Here is a 19,994-nt window from a genome sequence, read left to right on the forward strand (position 1 = left end):
GCACGATGTAAGCCGCAACCGTCGCTATCGCGTCGTTTGTTCCGTCTTACATTGCGTGCGTTCCCGCAGGAGTCTGCGTGGATTTTTACTTAGTTAACATTACTGGCTTTGACATGAAAATTCAAAATTGTTTCGGTGCCTGACACTCCACTTAAACACCTTGCATAATAACGGCTTCTTATAGCGTAAAAATCCTCTCCGCTTTCCGCGGGCACGATGTAAGCCGCAACCGTCGCTATCGCGTCGTTTGTTCCGTCTTACATTGCGTGCGTTCCCGCAGGAGTCTGCGTGGATTTTTACTTAGTTAACACTACTGGCTTTCACATGAAATTTCAGAATTGTTTCGGTGACTGGCACTCATCTAGAAAATTCAGAATTGTTTTGGTGCCTGACACTAGATAGGACACTAAGATAGGCACAAAGAAGCCCTATCACATTGACTTCTAGAGGAACGAGCACTAGACGCTCGTCCATAAAAGAAGTTTTGTGATAGGGCTTGTACATCTTTATAGTGGAATGAATTTCTCCACTGTTTAACTAATAATCGGTGGGGTCACCCCCCCACCGATTAAAGTTCTACTTTAATTATCGAACACGTTTTTCTACTAGCAGCTTTAAGGCTGTACGTTCTTCACCAGCAATTAAAATATCGGCAAACGCCGGTGCGCAAATTAAATCTGTGCCACTTGGCGCTACAAATCCGCGTGCGATGGCCACTGCTTTCACGGCTTGGTTAAGTGCACCTGCCCCAACTGCCTGCATTTCTGCTTGCCCTTTTTCTCTGATTACCGCGACTAATGCACCTGCAACTGAATTTGGATTAGAGCGTGATGATACTTTTAATGAATCCACAATTATTCCTCCCCGTTTCGCGAATAGTGTTTACGCTCAATAACTCATGTCCCCCTTTTTGGACCTCAAGTTATTGTCCGTAGGTCATTTTATGCTCAGTAAAATGAAAATAGACTATTTTCATTTCTGATATATTGTAAACTGATTAATTCCTTGATGTTTTTATTGGTATATATTCATTTTTAATACTAATAAACCTACTATTTACAACGGTTTATCCACCAAAGCAGCAGGTAAAAAAAAACTACTGTGCATGATTTATGCACAGTAGTTTTCATTAAGCTTGAAACGGATAGTCCTCATTAATATATATTCTTTCACAATTAACAGCTTTCCCTGTCTTATCATCAATATCAACATAAAAGCCACTTAACACATCGCGTCCCTTTTTTGGTACTTCAAATCGTGACGGCATATTAGTTTGGAATTTGTAAATAACACTTTCCTTTGTCATCCCTAAAATTTCATCATACGGTCCTGTCATGCCGACGTCCGTAATATAAGCAGTACCATTAGGATAAATACGGGCATCAGCTGTTTGCACATGCGTATGTGTTCCTACAACTGCCGATGCCTTGCCATCCAAGTGCCAACCAAGCGCAATTTTTTCACTTGTCGCTTCGGCATGGAAATCCACGAATACTAGTGGCGACGTTTTACGCGCTTCTTCGATTAAATTCTCTGCCATTGCAAACGGATCTTCATGCGGTGGCAAAAATACACGACCGTGTAAATTGATAACAGATAACGTAACACCCTTTTTCGAAATTTGCACCATACCCTTACCTGGTGCATCAGTCGAAAAGTTCGCTGGTCGAATTAAATAATCAGCATCATCAATAAAATCAAAAATATCTTTATTATCCCAAGTGTGGTTACCCATTGTAATAACATCTACACCCATTTGTAATAAATCATTATAAATATTACGTGTAATCCCACGACCCGCTGCAGCATTTTCACCATTTGCAATAACTACATCTGGACTATATTTCTTTTTTAATCGTGGTAAATATTTTTCAACCGCATCTCGGCCAATTGAACCGACGATATCTCCAATAAATAGTACTTTCATTTTACAAAACCACTCTTTCTATCAATAACACTCATTAGAGTTTACCATTTTTTCTTCGTCAATCGCAAAAATAAAAGGAAAAATTCGCGTCAGATTTATGTTACTTACTTGCATCTAAATTTTATATTTAATCGTTTTCACCAAAAGAGCAATCATATTATTAACGATGATTGATTAATTGCTTTGTCTTGCTCGCTCTAATTTTGTTACTAGTTGCTTTTTCCTTAGCATGCACTTGACCTACTAAATAAGGTCCGAACTTCCATTTGTTCAGTAAATATGTAACGCAAATGGAGCATACCGTACTGATGAAAAACGTGCTGACGATAACTGTAGAAGCGCTTAATACATCTATATATTTCGTAAAAAAACTTTTTAGCATAATATTAAAAAGTGGGTGTAGCAAATAAATGCCAAAAGAGTAACGACTAATGAAAATAATTAATTTAGGCATGTTTCTTATTTTGCTGGCGATAAAAAACAATAAAAAAGCTACACTCAATGTGTAAAAAATAACATCAATTCTTTTTGAGTGAACTTCAGTAATCAATCCAGACCATTGACTAGCGAGTAAAATACCTAGCATGAGTAAACAAATACTTGGTAATACATAGCGAAAGCGATGGAGCAACGAAATAAACTGCTCATAATTTTTACCACAATAATAGGCCACTACGAAATAGGCAATCCAAGCAGGAAATGGCATCTTATTTAATACTGTCCACTCCACTTCTATATAAGGAAGAAAATATAAATACTTAAATGGGTCAAAAAAATTGAATAAGGCTAGGTAAGCAAAATTAATGATACATGCTGTGATGATGACTTGGTAGGCTGGATATTTTGAAACGATAAATTTCACAAATAATGGATGCAAAAAGTAAAACTGAAAAATGATGATAATGAAATAGCCGTGAAAATCACCTTCGAAAAAATTTAATAAAACCTTTTTTTCAAAATCAATACTATTTATGTTAATGGAATGAAGGGCTGCATCTACAATCCCTATAAAAATAAAAGGTAGAAAAATATAAGAAAAACGTTTTTTATAAAATGTTTTTGGCAATTCATCTGAATAGGAGTAGGCAATCACAAATTCCGAAATAAAAATAAAGACAGGTGTCCCGAACATTAATGCTAATTGAAGAGATGTCAGTACAAAAAACACAGTATTTTCTTCTATATCGTATATGTCTAACACTAAAGTGACACTATGAATTAAAACAATTCCCAAACAGGCTACAAACCTTAGTAAAAATATTTCCTTAACAACTGGCTTCATCTTCCCACCTGCCATTTCTAAGCAATTAAACTTATTTTTAATTAGTAATCTAGGTTATCTAACTTACTTAAAAACGTAGGGAAAGCTTTTTAGTCGTTGGAAATGACACGCTTTAAGTGCAGCAAAATGTCTCGCATCGTTGTAGGTTGGAAAATAAAATTCCCAACAAAAACAACAGTCATTGTCCATACAGAAATACATATAGCTGCAACAAACCAAGTCATGACACTTACAATATGTAATTCGATAAAAAATAGAAATGGTAATGCTGCGATGAATGCCAAAATACTATTTAGTAAAATTTTTTTAACGGTAACGTAGACTGAAGTGTTTAATATCACTTTAGACGTATAAAGTATTAAATCACATGTACGATATGCATAAGAACAAAGTGCTCCAATCAAAATGCCTTCAACACCTAAAAATTGTACTAAAACAAAGGAGACACAAAAGTTTATGACCGCTTCAATAATGGCACGAATTTTTGTCTCTTTAAAATGCCCAGCCGAATTGACTAATGTATTCGCAGGAATTCGAATAGCATTGGCAATGCCTACAACTACAAAGAGTGCCGCTAACCACGGTCTTATATAGTTTGCATCCTCAATACCCGCTGTATAAATAGTTATAAAAGGCAAAATTAAAATGGCTGTACATGTATAGCCAAAAGCTACGACTGCGAAAAAAATGTATTCGAAATGATGAAAATGTTTTTGAAGTGTATCTCGATCTTCTTTTACAAGTATGTCTCCAAAGGCTGCTAACATCGCACCAGAAAAAGCTGAAATAAACAATGTAACAGCATTAAATACCATATTGTACACCGTAAATACACTAACTTCTGCAAGACCAAGAAAAATAGTAATTAAAATAAACGGCGTATTAAATACAACTAATGAGGCAATTTGATGGATTAAAGCGTCCCACTTTTTTTTAATTGCTGATGTATTTGGCTTTACTTTACTATTGAAATACGGATATTTTTTTTGGACATATACTTTTAAAAAAAGAATATCTAGTAATAACAGCATGCTAGAACTACCAACAACAACAACGATTGAAAAACCAAGTGTTAATAAAAATAAGGATAAAATGGTACTAGCGATCAATAAACATGTTTGTATTCGAAAAAGAATGTAGCTTTTTTGATCTGCAGTTAGGAGCACTAAATATTTTCCAATTAAAAAATACTCCCATACACCACTAATTCCTAAAATAAGCACCATATAAAAAGCTGTAAGTGGACTCACTTCTTTTGCTACTATTAGCGGATAGAAGATAGCTAATAGGGCTACTAATACAACAAATATAGTACCCGAACGTCTGTAAAAATAATGTGTTGCTGAAAGAATGCCATTTATTTGTTCTTTATCATTTATGGCCAACGGTTTATACAGTGCTGCAATGGATGCACTGCCAACTCCCGCTTCTACAATTTTTAAATAACTTAAAAATTGCTTAATCGACGTAACTAGTCCATTTGTAGCGGAGCCATAAGTCGTCATAAATAAACGAGGCAAAATAAAATTAATGACCGCCGAAACAATTTGCAACATAACATTGGAAAATAAATTTAATATAATTTTCTTTGTTCTCATGAGCCACTTCTACTTCGTTTCATCTCAATCAATGCATATAATAATAAAATTTGTTGTTTCTTCAATAACCAAATGTACATTTTTGTTTTATACGGTAAATCATTTGTACAAATAGCCTGTAACACCTCATTGACATCTTTCTGTTTCATCATTTTTTTGATAAAGGCCCTTTTCTCACGCAAGCTCTTATCATTTTGTCGATTAAATTCATTATTAACCCCTGCAATAATTAAATAGATAAAATAATACTGAAGTTGATTTGTAAAATTAGGTGCTGTTTTTTCATTACTACGTGTAAAATATTTTAAATGCCCATATAAAATGAGGATTTTCTCAAAAAATGTTTGATCATAGCTAGCTGTCATAGAAGAGGAACTTTGACGATAATGATATAAATATTGTTTGTCTAATATATAAATACTGTCCGCATCAAGTAAGCTAGGATATGTACAGGCCACATCTTCCCCCATGCGGATTGTATCATCAACATTCAATTGAAATTTTTTGATAAGCGTTTTTTTGAAGATTTTATTGGACACAGAAGGAAATAATCCGAACTTATAATATTCACCTGCATATAGCATAATCGGATAAACGTCTTGTTCCATCCTTTCTTTCTTGTACAATCCAGGTGCAACCATTTGTGTTCGTCTTACTTCTTGGTTTGGATAATTTTCTACGATATCGCAAATGACAATGTCAACATCGTGTACCTTTGCTGCACCACATAATGATTGGTACATGTCTGCTTCAATCCAATCATCACTATCTACATAGCCAATATACTTGCCATGAGCAGCAAGTATACCTGCTTTTCGCGCACTGACAAGCCCACCATTTTCTTTGTGAATAACAACAATTCTTGGATCGTGCTCGGCATAGTCATCACATATTTTGGAACTATTATCCGTTGATCCATCATTCACCAATATTAGCTCAAAATCCTCAAATTTTTGATTCAAGATGCTATCTATACATTCTTTTAAATAGTGCCCAACATTATAGATTGGCACAATAATGCTTAAAAATGGCATAGCCTCACCTCCCATCCATACTTATCTCCTGATTTTTCCGAAGCGTTAACGCAAACATAATTAACATAATATGAAAAGGGAAATAATCCATTACGAAAGAATCAAGTACAGCATTAGCAATTAACATAATATAGAGAGGTATAGCGTTGACCGCTAATATTTGAAAGTTTGTTTTTCCGCTGTTACCAATATTTTGACGAAGAACTTTATTTAAGCTAACAATATATAGTAGTGCAAGAACGATGCCCACTAACCCAAGATAATAAGGAGTTGATAAGTACATCGTATGGGCCATTTTTGCATTGGAGAAACTCGTACCAAAACCAGCCCCAATAACGAATATTTTCGTACTTTGTAAAATTTCCGCTGCAAACATATTCCAGCTACTTAATCGCCCAGTTGTAATAGCATCTGTTGATGTTCCTGCTCCAAAAAATCGAATCCAATAAATTTCGAATAACTTCTCGTAAAAAAAAAATAGTAGAACACCACAAATCGCTAGCATAAACGAAGCGAACTGGAATGCTGTTTTTACATTGTTTTTAACGAACATGATGAATGTCAATAAAATGAATGCTATAAAAGTGATGATAAACATTTTGGAATAAGTAAATATTCCGAATATCGCTAATACAATGATGAACACAATCGGCTTAATTTCCATTTTTCTATCGTAATAAAAAAGAACTAATAAACAAGCAATCGCTATAAGAATTTGCAAACTAAAATAATTCGGATCTAAATCTAAACCCGTAAACCTTGTATTAATGGCACTTGTCGTCTTAACTGTATTGACAATTGTCATTGACTCAATGAAGCTGTCAATCGATTGAACAGAAAAACTTATCCAGCGAACGATTGCAGCAATTAGTAAGCCTATTGCATACACATACGTATATCTTCTAAAATAAGTATTTGAATCGATGAACAGAACAGCAAAAAAGATCACACTATAATTTAATACAAAGCCCAACACTTCGATAACATTACCGCTATTAAACACCGTTGCCAGGACAGCAAAACATACAAAAAGAACATAGGTGATGACAAGCTGTGTTGAAATCCCTTTGTTTTGCATAAACAGTGTCATGACACTTAAAACAATATAAACAAAACTAAGTACAACAAACAGTGAATAGCTCGTTAAATCGAACTTAATAACATACACCCATGAAATAAAAAACAGTAAATAATCAATTCGATGTTGTTGTTTATCCAACAACATTGCCGTAATTACTAAACTAATAAAGATAAAAAGAAATAGATTACTACCTGTATACATTTTTAACACGACAAATATACTGGAAATAACACAGATCCAAATACTGAAATTTTTATTTTTTAATTTCATTTTCGATCAAACTCCAATACTAATTGCTCTTGTGCTTTTCGATTTGTATAGCGATTTTCTTCAATATATTTTTTCATCTTCTGGAGACGATCGCCATTGTTGATTACATTGGCAATGACGGCATACAGATCTTCTACATGTCCATTTGTTATCAAACCGTTGCAACCATCGTGTATTTGCTCACCTGCTGCTGCAAAATTTGTGGTAATAACTGGTGTTGCTAATATTAATGCCTCCCCTACTACCATCGGATACCCTTCATACGCTGAAGTTAATATTAAAACATCGCTCTGTTTAATAAACGGATACGGATTATGACATTCACCGACAAATTCAACTACATCTTCTACACCTAATTCAAGCGCTAATTGTTTATTAAAAAGTAAATCAGGCCCATCACCTATAATTCGCCAATGAAAATGATTGTTAGAAGATTCCTTTAAAAGCTTACATATGTGTGGAATGAGATCGAACCTTTTAGTAGCATTATCCATTCGCCCAACAGATAATAAATCCAATGTTCCTTTTTCAAATGGTGGATATTGCATTGCTAGTTCTTTTATTTCTGCTATTGGGAAAAAATTATAGACTACTTGTATTTTATGTTGATATTGGGGGAGAAAATTAACCAAGTTTTGCTTACATGCTTCAGAAACACATATTAATCTATCGAAATTCTGATAGGTTTTAACACATATTTCGTAATTAAAGTTCGCCCTTAATGGATCTGTATGTATCCACGCAAACTTTTTATCCGCTCTTACAAATTTATCTACAAACAAATTCGTGCCTTGGTTAAAGTAACTATTTGGTGCATCATTAAAATAAGAAATAGCAATATGATATTGTTTTTGATGGCGATGCATTTTAAAAAGTAATGTATAAAAATTGTTTGAACCAATCACGCGTACGATCAACATACATAGTATTCGTAAGAGGATATGCCACAAGTTCTTTCTCTGTTTCACTATATAAAACGGGGTAGCAATTAGCTGTAATAGTAAACCTCCAATATTGACCTGCACATTAGAGGGGATGTCCTTTATGAGTTCGCCTTTACCGAATGTAAACACATCTATTTCATATTGCTTATCGACACACACTTCTTTCAATGTATTAATTAAAGCTTTTTGTATACCGCCCATCTGAAAATTTTGCGCAACAAATAATATCTTCATCTCTTCCCAAGACCCCCTAGAAACCCAATATTACTGTAAAATTTTCAAATAGCTTCTACTGCTATAAATTGCTGTATAATGTAATAATGCGTTTCTCCATCTCATTCCAGCTATACTGTTCCTCATATAACAGCTTCATTTTACGTGAAATTTCTGGCCATTCTTTTTTACGCTCTATTAGCTTTTCAATACCTTTTTGTAGACTTTCTTGATTAAAATCAATTAGCTCACCTAGGTCATTTTCTGCCACTACTTCAGACATGCCTGTGTTTTTTACCATAATTAATGGCTTGCCAAGCATCAGTGCCTCATAAAATTTATTTGGGGCTGCGTAATAATGGTTGGAAACTTCAGGATCATAAATGGCGGTCATAATATCACAACTTTTTTCTAATGCTAATGTTTTTTCATATGGGATTTTTCCGTAAAAAAGTATGTTGTCATATTGCAGTGCCATTTGTGCCAATTCGTCTGCATACTCGCCAAATCCACCAATATGCAATTCGTAGTGTGGATTATTTTTTACGATTTCAACTAGTTCCTTAATGAGCCTTTCATTTGCCAGTATGCCGACATAGACAATTTTTACTTTATCGTGATTCAAATTTAAATCATATTTTAAATCCACATGCAGTGGAGTATTATAAATAACCTCAATTTTTTTCGGTGATGCTTTAGCTATTTGCCCTCTTCGCTTTTCTGTACAAATAATGACAGCATCCACACTATTTAATAGTGCTCTATCAATTTTTTCAACTATTTTCCCTATTATTGCAGGTCCATGGAAAGGGGCAGTAACGGAATCAAACATATCATAAATGACTTTTTTACGGAGTATTTTCGCACATACTGTACCTACAAATGCTGTATCAAAATCACAAGCATGAATAATATCATACGTATTTTTATTTTGAAGTAGCCATTGGAATAGCTTTAGCTGAAAGCGCAATAGTGGAAAGAAATTTTTTTTAAATCCTCCACCAAATGTAGCAGGGATGCCAAACCTTGTAATTTTAATTGTATGAGCTCGCTTCAAAAATTCTACTTTTGCGTTATATTTACTATCTCTATCCCATGCTAAAATTTGAACATGCCAGTCATTTTTTCTAAGGCTGTCCACTTCTTTTTCAACTCTCGGATCTGGAGAAATTGGATTACTTCTCATAAAAACGACTCTCATCCCAAACTGTCCCCTTATATGTTTAATATCTACTATCGTGCCAGCATCTTTACGTACTACTTGCTCTCTTTAGCTTTTATAAGCAGCTCCATTCAAAATAACTTCCACCGTCTTTTTGTGAAGTTATTTTCTGGCTCATATACGATAAAAGGCTGATTATTGATGATTCGTATATTATTTTCTAAAAAGGCATCCACCGCATCCAATTCTTTTTGCTTTTCCAAAAATCTCAGACCTTTTTCAAATAAGAATGGGCGTGTTTTTAAATTATGCACATCCGAACCATATGTATGGACAAGGTTCGATCGAACTAATTTCAAAGAAAGCTGTTGAATGGACTTGCCAAACAAACCAGCTAAACTTCCTGCAGTCATTTGTGCAAGTGCACCGTCACGTATGAGGTTTTCTAAGCGACTTGGATTTTCTGCTATCGCTTTATTTCGTTCTGGATGAGCAATGATTGGCGTTATACCTGCTGTCAACAAGTTGTAAATGATTGTTCGTGTATATGTGGGAATGAAACCCGATGGAAGCTCAAGTAACAAATAATTTGAATGTGCTAATGTGAGAAGCTGATCTTTCTTATAAAGCTCCAAAATATTCCCTGCCAATCTCACCTCATGTCCTGGATAAAGTGTTAGTGGCATGTTACGTCTGTCAATTTCCTGTTGTAATTGTGCAATTTGTTCATGTACTACATGAACATGGACATTATGTTTAGGGTGTAGCGCATGTGAAGTAGAAATAATTGCTGTAATACCTTCCATAATAGCCTGTTCAAATAATCTGAATGTCTCTTCTACTGTTTCGGGACCGTCATCGACATTTACTAAAATATGACTGTGCATATCTATCACTACGTTTCACTTCCCTATCTACGCCCAATCACTATCGGTAATATTGATCATAATATTCGCCGAGAGGTAATTTGTAATTGTTTAAAACTACGCCTAAAATATTCGCCTTTGATGCTTCAAGACTTAATTTCGCTTTAAGTACACTTGCATTTTCCACTACACCACTATTCACAATTAGTAGTGTTCCTTGGCATTTATTAGATAAAACTTGTGCATCGGTTACAGATAACAGTGGTGGTGCATCAAAAATAATGATGTCAAAGTCTCCTATTAGTTGCGTCATAATACTATCCATTGTTTTTGAAGAAAGTAACTCAGCGGGATTAGGTGGAATTGGTCCACTCGTCATAACAAAAAGATTAGGAATATCTGTACTATTTAAAACTTCTGACATTTCATATTGTCTTGTCAGTAAATTTGAAAGACCTCTTATATTTTGTAATCGAAACGTATAATGCATTGTGGGCTTCCGTAAATCAGCATCTACAATTAATATTTTTTTCCCTTCTTGTGCAAATACAACGCCTAAATTGGCTACATTTGTTGATTTCCCTTCACCTGGCGTCGCTGAAGTTACTAAAATTGTTTTGATGTCTTGATCTGGCATTGCGAATGTAATGTTTGTTCGTATTGTACGAAATTGCTCAGAAACGATGGAATTACTATTGCCGACTGTCACAAGCTTCCTGCCCATTTTTCCTAGTTTTTTTTTATTGGCTCTTTTTTGAAGAAACACAGTTACTCCCTCCTTATGTAACGGGATTCAATCATATGTTTTTATAGCTCGCACTAGTTATTTTACTTATTATCCCAATAATTGGTAACCCAATGGTTTCTTCAATATCTTGCTCTGTCTTAACTGTTGTATCCAAGCACTCTATCAATAACGCAATGCCAGCGCTTATAATAAATCCAATCATTGCAGCCGCCACAATATATAAATTTTTGTTTGGTGCTACAGGCTCAGGTTTGTCATCCAATTTCGCTACGGACAAAATATTAATATTGTCGATTGTCATTAACACTTGAATTTCCTCTTGAAATACACCTGCTACAGTATTGGCAATATCGACTGCCATTTCGGGCTTTTTATCGCGGACAGCAATATTGACAACTTGAGAATTACTGGCGTTGGATACAGTAATCTGTTCCTTTAATTTTTCAGGTGTACTATTTAAATTAAGTTGGCTAATCACTTTTGATAAAATAGCGGGACTTTGAATAATAACATTGTACGTATTAATTAAGCGTAGATTTGTTTCTACTTGCTGTACCCCTAACAGAGCTTGATCGGTATTTTTTTGATTTACTAAAAGCTGGGTCTGCGCCTCATACGTTGGCTTTATGATAAAGTAACTAAGAAACGCAGTGACTAATGCTAAGAAAAGCGCAAAACTGATAATATAGAGCAATTGCTTTCGCACTATTTTCAATACATCTTGTAATGTGATAGTTTCTTGCAACGACCTTCACCCCTTGACATAACATATGCTAGCTAATCTATATCCACTAGTTACATTAAAAAGTTTTATTCAAAAAGTTTTATGGCCTATTATATTATTGATATCTCCCTTTTATTCATGGTCGATAAAGAGACATAGATGTTACATAAGCTTATATCTTCTATTATTAATATGAGGCTTTTCAAAAACAAAAAGCGAATCCAATTTTCAGGAAACGCTTCTTACTAAAACCGATATATTCATTTCACATCTAACAATTTGCATAAGGTTATAATCATCTAATCTAAGTGTTTTTCATTCAAATACGTGCTAAATACAATCTTGTATTCCTAACCAAATAAAAAGAGGCTCCTCTTGATCAAAATCAAGAGGAGCCTCTTATTTTATTATTTTGCATACTCCACTGCACGAGTTTCGCGAATAACGGTTACTTTAATATGACCTGGATAATCTAGTTCTTCTTCAATACGCTTACGAATATCACGTGCAAGACGATGAGATGCTAAATCGTCAATTTTTTCTGGTTGAACAATAATTCGGATTTCACGACCTGCTTGGATAGCATATGATTTTTCAACACCATCATAGCTTTCAGAAATCTCTTCTAATTTTTCTAGTCTGCGAATATAGTTTTCCAGTGTCTCACTACGAGCACCTGGACGTGCTGCTGATAATGCGTCTGCTGCAGCTACTAATACTGCAATAACAGATGTCGCTTCTGTATCACCATGGTGAGAAGCAATACTATTAATAACAACAGGATGTTCTTTATATTTCGTAGCTAATTCCACGCCAATTTCAACATGGCTTCCTTCAACTTCATGGTCGATTGCTTTACCTATATCATGCAATAGGCCTGCACGACGAGCTAACGCTACATCTTCACCAAGCTCAGCAGCTAGTAAACCTGCCAAATGTGCAACCTCCACTGAATGTTTTAGGACGTTTTGCCCGTAGCTTGTACGGTATTTCATGCGGCCCAAAATCTTCATTAAGTCTGGATGTAGATTGTGAATGCCGATTTCAAATGTCGTTTGTTCCCCTGTTTCACGAATTTGTTCATCCACCTCTCGACGAGATTTCTCAACCATTTCTTCGATGCGAGCAGGGTGAATACGACCATCCTGTACCAGCTTTTCAAGTGCAAGTCGAGCCGTTTCACGACGAATTGGATCAAACCCAGATAAAATTACTGCTTCTGGAGTATCATCAATAATTAAATCGATTCCTGTTAAAGTTTCGAGTGTACGGATATTACGACCCTCTCTACCAATAATACGACCTTTCATTTCATCATTTGGCAAGTTCACAACAGAGACTGTTGTTTCTGCAACGTGGTCTGCAGCAAAGCGTTGCAGTGCCAATGATAAAATTTCACGTGCCTTTTTATCAGATTCCTCTTTCACACGCATTTCAGATTCCTTCGTCATTACAGCAATATCAGTCGCTAGCTCTTTCTCTACTTCACTTAAGATAATAGTCTTAGCTTCATCTCTTGTTAATGCAGAAATGCGCTCTAGTTCTGTTTTTTGCGCTGCAACAAGCTCGTCCACTTTGCTTTCCATCTGTTCAATATGCTGTTGTCTTTCAGCTAGAGCTTGTTCCTTACGCTCTAAGCTGGCTTCTCTCTTATTCAGAGCATCATCCTTGCGATCAAGATTCTCTTCTCTTTGCAATAAACGGTTCTCTTGTTTTTGAAGTTCTAAACGACGGTCACGAATGTCATTTTCTGCTTCAGTACGAAATTTGTGAGTTTCATCTTTGGCTTCAAGTAGTGCTTCTTTCTTTAATGCCTCCGCCTCTCGTTTTCCTTCTTCAACGATTGTTTCAGCGACATGTTTAGCACCAGTGATTTTTGAGTCATTCACTTTTTTCATGTAGATATAGCTAACAGCGGCACCAACGATGAGTCCAAGCAAAGCGGAGATGATAGTAATTCCATCCATATGAACACCTCCTCTTGCTATTTGGGTAATACAGTTTCAGTCGGCGCATACAAAAAATGTACTGCCTATTTTAAAGTCATAATTCAGAAATTATACATATTTAATTGTATAGCTAGCCTCAGGCTCTGTCAAGGATAGACGGGCATCTGTTCGCCTATCAGTAACAAAAAAAGTAAGTCATATCCATTAGATGGATATATTAACTGTTACTTTTGAGCTAGATAAAATGCCTTCTTCGATGAATAATCTTTTTATCAGGATGATGGTTACAATACAATTATTACCACAATTACCGTCATCTTAATACAATTATTTTAACTTTCTTTGACAAATGAACATATCGTCTCTTTGTCAGCTGTCCAATCAAAAATTTTATACCCTATTGCACTCATAACTATATCTATAATTTACGTTAGCTATCTATCAATTCCAGTATCGCTACATTCTATTAAACTAACAAAAAAATCGTTCTTACTTCTTATGAGTAAGAACGATTTAGAGTGAAGCGAATTGCTATGTTGATTGATTTCCTTTGTAGGCGCACGCTTTCTGCACAGCACTTCTGTAAGCCTCAACCCTCACTAGCGTAGATTGTTCGTCTTACGTACTATGCGTTACAGCAGAAGTCGCCGACGTGTGCTCTAACCAACTTATTAAAATGTAACTAGAGTGAACTTCTTGATGCATTTTGTCGCATCTTAAGCATTCTCATTCCTTTAGAAGTGAGAACAATATTTATTTTTTTTCATCTTCAAGAAGAAGCATTAGCTCTTCATCCATTTCCTCGTCATCATGTGCAGCAATTGTATACTGTGTTGCGGCAATTCCGTAAGAAGAACGAATTTTATTTGCAATTTCTTCTAAAACAGCAGGATTTTCTTTTAAATATTGTTTTGCATTTTCACGTCCTTGGCCTAGACGCTCATCACCATAAGCGTACCAAGATCCACTTTTTTGAACGATGTCTAATTCTACACCTAAATCGACTGTTTCGCCCTCTTTTGAGATCCCTTCACCGTACATAATATCAACCTCAGCTGTACGGAATGGTGGTGCCACTTTGTTTTTAACAATTTTAATTTTCGTACGGTTACCCATAATATCATTACCTTGTTTGATTGCTTCTGCACGACGAACTTCTAAACGTACTGAGCTGTAGAATTTAAGCGCACGACCACCAGGTGTCGTTTCTGGATTACCGAACATAACACCAATTTTTTCACGAATTTGGTTAATGAAAATAGCGATAGTTTTTGATTTATTGATAGCGCCTGAAAGCTTACGTAATGCTTGAGACATTAAACGAGCTTGTAAACCAACGTGAGAGTCACCCATATCGCCTTCAATTTCAGCTTTCGGTACTAGCGCTGCAACAGAGTCAATAACGATAATATCAATAGCGCCACTACGCACTAACGCTTCTGCAATTTCAAGCGCTTGCTCACCAGTATCTGGTTGTGATAATAAAAGTTCATCGATATTTACGCCTAATTTTTGAGCATAAATCGGATCTAACGCATGCTCAGCGTCAATAAATGCTGCTTGTCCACCCTTTGCTTGTACTTCCGCAATGGCATGTAGTGCAACTGTTGTTTTACCTGATGATTCTGGACCATATACTTCAATAATACGTCCACGTGGGTATCCACCTATGCCTAATGCGGCATCAAGTGCTAGTGAACCACTAGAAGATGTAGCAATTTCTAAATCTGTTTTTTCGCCTAGCTTCATGATAGAGCCTTTACCGAAATTCTTCTCAATTTGTTTTAACGCCTGTTCTAAGGCTGCTTTACGATCACTCATTATTTTTCCTCCTTCAAAACTGTTCACTGTTATTGTCTATCTCTACTATACTTGTTTTTTTGAGAACACGCAAGAAAAAAGCGAACATTTATTCGATTTTAATCCAAAATAAAAATTTGGATAAGTTTTTCCTATCCAAATTCCCATTTTCAACTATTAGCAATTACACTCCAGTCGTAATTGCGCCCAATTTTTTTCGAGCCTATGCATTGCTTTAGCTAGGGTTCTACCTTACTAAACCAATTAGCAAATTAAAATCGTTTCATATATCCTCGTTCTTCTAATTGTTGCATTAAATAATGAAATGTAAATTTAACCGCACGTAAACGATTTGTATTGCGCATACCTGATAAATGCAGTAAATATGTTATTGGCTCTTCGTCGCCTATAGCAATTCCAATCCATACCGTTCCAACTGGCTGATGGTCATGTGCAGTAGGACCAGCCGCTCCCGTTAACCCAATACCAATATTCGTACCAAATTTTTCACGCACTGCACTAGCCATTGCTGCAGCACATTCACTGCTGACGATACCATAAGTATCTAATAATTGTTGGTCAATACCTAGCTGCTTTACCTTGGCATCTTCTGTATAGGTCACTACGCCTCCTATAAGAATATTGCCTACGCCTGGAATCTCTGCTAGCTCTGATTGAAATAAACCTGCTGTTAAGCTTTCTGCTGCAGAAATCGTTAATTTATTATCTTGCAATATTTCTACCGTTTTCGAGGCAAGTGAATCATCATTTATGCCATATTGGAAGTCTCCTACAATAGCACGAATCTCCGCCACTTTATCAGCAATAAGCTGTTGGGCTTCCTGCTCTGATTGCGCCTTTGCTGTTACACGTAAAGTTACTTCTCCATCAGCAGCTAGTGGTGCAACTGTCGGATTTGTTTGTGTATCTAAAATATCTTGTACACGCACTTCTAACTCAGCTTCTCCAATGCCATAAAAGCGCATTACATGAGACACTATGACTCCGCCATCATTTAGCATTGTACCAAGCTTTGGCTTCGCTTCAAATTGGAACATCGGCTCCAGTTCTTTTGGAGGTCCAGGAAGTAAAATGTAGGTACGCTTATCCTTTGTCAAAATCATCCCTGGTGCCATACCATGATGATTAGCTAGCACCTCGCTACCTGCTAATACAAGCGCCTGCTTGCGGTTATTTTCCGTCATTGAGATGCCTCGTTTAGCAAAAAATTGCTCAATGTATGACAATGCAACTTGATCGATTACAAGATCTAGCCCAAGATGACGAGCAATTGTTTCCTTCGTTAAATCATCCTTTGTAGGGCCTAAACCACCTGAAAAAATGATAAGATCAGCGCGCGATTCCGCTATGCTTATTGCTTCCTCTAACCGTTTTGAATTATCGCCAACAACGGTATGATAAAACACATTAATTCCTAACTCAGAAAGCTGATTAGAAATAAACTTTGCATTTGTGTTTGAAATCTGTCCAAGTAATAACTCTGAGCCAACTGCAAGGATTTCAGCATTCATGATTCACAAGACCTTTCTTATTTAGACTCAAGTAATACACGTCGATTTAGATAGAAATAATCCCATCCAGACCATAGTGTAAAGAACAATGCTATATATAGCATTATTGTATCAAATGGGATACCGAAAATCACAAAAATTGTATTGTGTAAAAGAGCAGCTGCAATAGCTACAATTTGTGCCCATGTTTTAATCTTACCAAGCTGATTCGCCGCTACGACTTCTCCACCACCTGCAAGAATTAAACGTAAACCAGTTACCGCAAATTCACGGCTAATAATAACAATAATCACCCAAGCCGGTGCCATACCAAGCTCTACCATTAAAATAAACGCTGCAGAGACAAGTAATTTATCCGCTAAAGGATCTAAAAATTTACCAAACGTCGTTACAAGATCATACTTTCTCGCATAGTAACCATCTACCCAATCCGTCGTTGATGCAATAATAAAAATAAGAGCTCCTACAAAATGATGGACTGGCATTTCTGCACTAAATAAGTTCATTGTTCCCCAGCCGAAATCAAACATCATAACAATTACAAAGAACGGAATAAGTAAGATACGTGAAATGGTAATTTTATTTGGAATGTTCATTTTTCTAACACCTTTCATGATGAAAGAAAGTAGTCATCATTAGGATGACTACTGTTCTTTATTGAAATTGACGACAATATTTTGCGTTACGATTTGCTGTGCGTACGTTAAAAGTTCGTCATTAATATAAACCTTAGCTTGAGTTGAATTGCCTAAACGAATACGAGCATAGTTTTGCGCTGTTGCATCAAACTCAACAACTTCACCTGCGTTATAAACACGCGTATCTGCTAGTAATTCCTGTTGCTGTTGGTCGCGAATACCAATAAATGTAGGACCTGATACTTCAATGCGTATTTTAAATGTTTCAGCACCTGTTAACGTGTAAGAAGTTGTAGCGCCATCTGCTTCGATTGTGCCTGCTGAAATCGCTTGCTTAACATCTTCTTCAGTTTTACTTTCATCTGGTGTTTCATCTTTTGTTTCATCTGTCGAATCTTTATCTTTATTAGCTTGAGCCTTTTTATCTTCTTCCGCTTTGTCTTTTTCACTATCAATTGGTTTTGGTTTTTTATCGTACTCCACCACTGGCGTCGTATCATCATATTCATTTGTTCCAGTTTTACTTTTTGATTGTAAAAGAACCCAAATTGCAACAATAATAACGATAATAAATAAAGCAACAATGACTTTTGGCATAGCCTCCATCATTTTATTTGAAGGGCTTTTTGAAACTTTTCTTCTAGTTGAAGTTTGAGTCATCGATTGGCTAACTTGGTCGTTCTTTGTGCCTGGCAATTCGTTTTTATACGTTTCTAAAATTTCCTCTGGATTTAACCCAACAGCCTCAGCATATTGTTTAATGAATGCTCGTACATAAAACGAACCTGGCATAATTGAATAATTGCCTTCTTCAATCCCTACTAAATAACGTTTTTGAATTTTCGTTATTTCTTGTAAATCGTCTAAGCTGTAGCCTTTAGACAGTCTCGCCTCTTTCAGTCGAGTACCTAATTCTGCCACTAATAACACCTACTTTAATATCAAATTAAAAATTAAATCCTCCAAATGAATCGGATTCGGACATCATATGATTTTTTTCCATTATTTCATAAGTAATTTCTTCATCAGGGTGATGACGTAGTTCAATGATATAATCAAAATCCTCAATCTTATATTCAGAATGCTGAACAAACATATCAGGATGCTCTACTACTTTAATAGAAGGCATATTCATCATTTCACGTACTAATTGCAAATGTCGCTCGTCCTCGGAACGCCTTGTAACAATACCGTCCAATATAAAAATATTATTGTCACTGAATTCATCGCCGGCGAGCTTATTACGAATAGTTTGCTTAATCATTGTAGACGATAAGAAAATCCATTTTTTATTGGCACAAACACTTGCCGCAACAATAGATTCTGTTTTACCAACCCGAGGCATCCCACGTATTCCAATGAGCTTATGACCTTCTTTTTTAAAGAGTTCTGCCATAAAGTCCACTAAAATACCTAGTTCATCTCGTACAAAGCGGAAGGTATTTTTTTCGTCTGCATCTCGTGGAATATAATGACCATGCCTGATAGCTAAACGATCACGGAGTTTAGGTTGTCGAAATTTAGTAACGTGGATATGTTCCATTGTCGAAACAATTGTACGAAAACGCTCAATTGCTTCATCATTGTCTGTATGCACTAACATACCACGTCGATCTTCATCGACACCATTAATTGATATAATATTGACTCGAAGCATCCCTAAAAGTGAAGCAATATCTCCTAATAATCCAGGGCGATTCACCTGAATTTCATATTCAAAGTACCAATCGCTCAAACACACTCGTTCCCTTCCTATTAGTTAACGTAAAAAATCTTTTATAAGTTCCATCATAGCTGATTTTTTATGTAATGGAAAGTTAGAATACATGGAATTATAGCGTTATTTTTAATTTCTTACTAATTTTTTTTGGTAGTATTGGAAATAGACTTACATACGTTCCCTTTTCCGCAATATTATCGATTTTTAATAGAAAAAAGAGGAGATTAGCTCTCCTCTTTTTTTATTGCACATGTTTATTTTGCACAAGTTTTACGACACAATTCGCCAATGCATGTTTTTCATCATCAGAGGCAACGCCCCATAAATCCGACAGCACTCGCTCTTGTTCATTTTTAGGATCGACATTAGTCGCTAAATACTCACCAATTTGGACAGCAGCCTGTTGAATCATTTTCTTTGGCATACCGCTTGATTCAGCTTGCATTACGTTTTGTCCTAAAAAAGATGTCCATTTTTGCCAGTTTTCTAAAATGGTCATATGTTTC

The 19,994-nt window shown here is 35.8% G+C and carries 18 protein-coding genes; all 18 read right to left on the minus strand.

Going from position 1 to position 19,994, the window contains the following annotated elements; translation table 11 throughout:
- Nucleotides 1-585 precede the first annotated feature (585 nt).
- Nucleotides 586-852 (minus strand): stage V sporulation protein S, encoded by a 267-nt coding sequence (locus ACIP9G_RS14360; RefSeq protein ID WP_010858535.1) that lies wholly within the window; start codon nt 850-852, stop codon nt 586-588.
- A 277-nt stretch (nt 853-1,129) separates the two neighbouring features.
- A complete protein-coding gene (locus tag ACIP9G_RS14365; protein WP_340825743.1) occupies nt 1,130-1,927 on the minus strand; it encodes a TIGR00282 family metallophosphoesterase in 798 nt (265 codons plus the stop codon).
- A 160-nt stretch (nt 1,928-2,087) separates the two neighbouring features.
- On the minus strand, nt 2,088-3,209 hold the full coding sequence (locus ACIP9G_RS14370) for an acyltransferase family protein (protein ID WP_401020292.1): 1,122 nt from the start codon (nt 3,207-3,209) through the stop codon (nt 2,088-2,090).
- A gap of 89 nt (nt 3,210-3,298) precedes the next feature.
- On the minus strand, nt 3,299-4,807 hold the full coding sequence (locus tag ACIP9G_RS14375) for a lipopolysaccharide biosynthesis protein (RefSeq protein ID WP_401020295.1): 1,509 nt from the start codon (nt 4,805-4,807) through the stop codon (nt 3,299-3,301).
- Nucleotides 4,804-5,841 carry a glycosyltransferase family 2 protein gene (locus ACIP9G_RS14380; protein WP_401020298.1) on the minus strand — a complete coding sequence of 346 codons (1,038 nt, stop codon included), beginning with the start codon at nt 5,839-5,841 and terminating at the stop codon, nt 4,804-4,806. Before ACIP9G_RS14380 ends, ACIP9G_RS14375 begins: the two co-directional genes overlap by 4 nt.
- Before the next feature lie 4 nt (nt 5,842-5,845).
- Nucleotides 5,846-7,192 carry a hypothetical protein gene (locus ACIP9G_RS14385; RefSeq protein ID WP_401020299.1) on the minus strand — a complete coding sequence of 449 codons (1,347 nt, stop codon included), beginning with the start codon at nt 7,190-7,192 and terminating at the stop codon, nt 5,846-5,848.
- Nucleotides 7,189-8,370, minus strand: coding sequence for a glycosyltransferase (locus ACIP9G_RS14390; RefSeq protein WP_401020301.1), 1,182 nt, complete (start codon nt 8,368-8,370; stop codon nt 7,189-7,191). The genes ACIP9G_RS14385 and ACIP9G_RS14390 overlap by 4 nt, the downstream gene beginning before the upstream one ends.
- Nucleotides 8,371-8,431: 61 nt before the next feature.
- On the minus strand, nt 8,432-9,550 hold the full coding sequence (locus ACIP9G_RS14395) for a glycosyltransferase family 4 protein (RefSeq protein WP_401020303.1): 1,119 nt from the start codon (nt 9,548-9,550) through the stop codon (nt 8,432-8,434).
- A 92-nt stretch (nt 9,551-9,642) separates the two neighbouring features.
- Entirely contained in the window at nt 9,643-10,398 is a 756-nt protein-coding gene (locus tag ACIP9G_RS14400) for a tyrosine-protein phosphatase (RefSeq protein ID WP_401020553.1), read from the minus strand.
- Nucleotides 10,399-10,438: 40 nt separating this feature from the next.
- The gene (locus ACIP9G_RS14405) at nt 10,439-11,101 is read right to left on the minus strand and encodes a CpsD/CapB family tyrosine-protein kinase (protein ID WP_340826521.1); all 663 of its coding nucleotides are present in this window, start codon (nt 11,099-11,101) and stop codon (nt 10,439-10,441) included.
- A gap of 73 nt (nt 11,102-11,174) precedes the next feature.
- A complete protein-coding gene (locus ACIP9G_RS14410; RefSeq protein ID WP_401009419.1) occupies nt 11,175-11,870 on the minus strand; it encodes a YveK family protein in 696 nt (231 codons plus the stop codon).
- A 386-nt stretch (nt 11,871-12,256) separates the two neighbouring features.
- Nucleotides 12,257-13,816 carry a ribonuclease Y gene (gene rny / locus ACIP9G_RS14415; RefSeq protein WP_340825755.1) on the minus strand — a complete coding sequence of 520 codons (1,560 nt, stop codon included), beginning with the start codon at nt 13,814-13,816 and terminating at the stop codon, nt 12,257-12,259.
- A gap of 735 nt (nt 13,817-14,551) precedes the next feature.
- Complete coding sequence (recA, locus tag ACIP9G_RS14420; protein ID WP_340825757.1) at nt 14,552-15,619, minus strand: recombinase RecA; 1,068 nt, start codon at nt 15,617-15,619, stop codon at nt 14,552-14,554.
- A gap of 251 nt (nt 15,620-15,870) precedes the next feature.
- Entirely contained in the window at nt 15,871-17,130 is a 1,260-nt protein-coding gene (locus tag ACIP9G_RS14425; protein ID WP_401020306.1) for a competence/damage-inducible protein A, read from the minus strand.
- Between the two features lie 17 nt (nt 17,131-17,147).
- Nucleotides 17,148-17,726: a CDP-diacylglycerol--glycerol-3-phosphate 3-phosphatidyltransferase gene (pgsA, locus tag ACIP9G_RS14430; protein WP_401020308.1), complete on the minus strand. Its 579-nt coding sequence runs from the start codon at nt 17,724-17,726 to the stop codon at nt 17,148-17,150.
- Nucleotides 17,727-17,774: 48 nt separating this feature from the next.
- Complete coding sequence (locus ACIP9G_RS14435) at nt 17,775-18,698, minus strand: helix-turn-helix domain-containing protein (RefSeq protein WP_340825761.1); 924 nt, start codon at nt 18,696-18,698, stop codon at nt 17,775-17,777.
- Between the two features lie 16 nt (nt 18,699-18,714).
- Entirely contained in the window at nt 18,715-19,503 is a 789-nt protein-coding gene (locus ACIP9G_RS14440; protein WP_173477694.1) for a DUF3388 domain-containing protein, read from the minus strand.
- A 226-nt stretch (nt 19,504-19,729) separates the two neighbouring features.
- On the minus strand, nt 19,730-19,987 hold the full coding sequence (locus ACIP9G_RS14445; RefSeq protein ID WP_173477695.1) for a DUF3243 domain-containing protein: 258 nt from the start codon (nt 19,985-19,987) through the stop codon (nt 19,730-19,732).
- Nucleotides 19,988-19,994: the final 7 nt, after the last annotated feature.

The organism is Lysinibacillus sp. NPDC093197 (assembly GCF_044754025.1).
Taxonomy (GTDB): domain Bacteria; phylum Bacillota; class Bacilli; order Bacillales_A; family Planococcaceae; genus Lysinibacillus.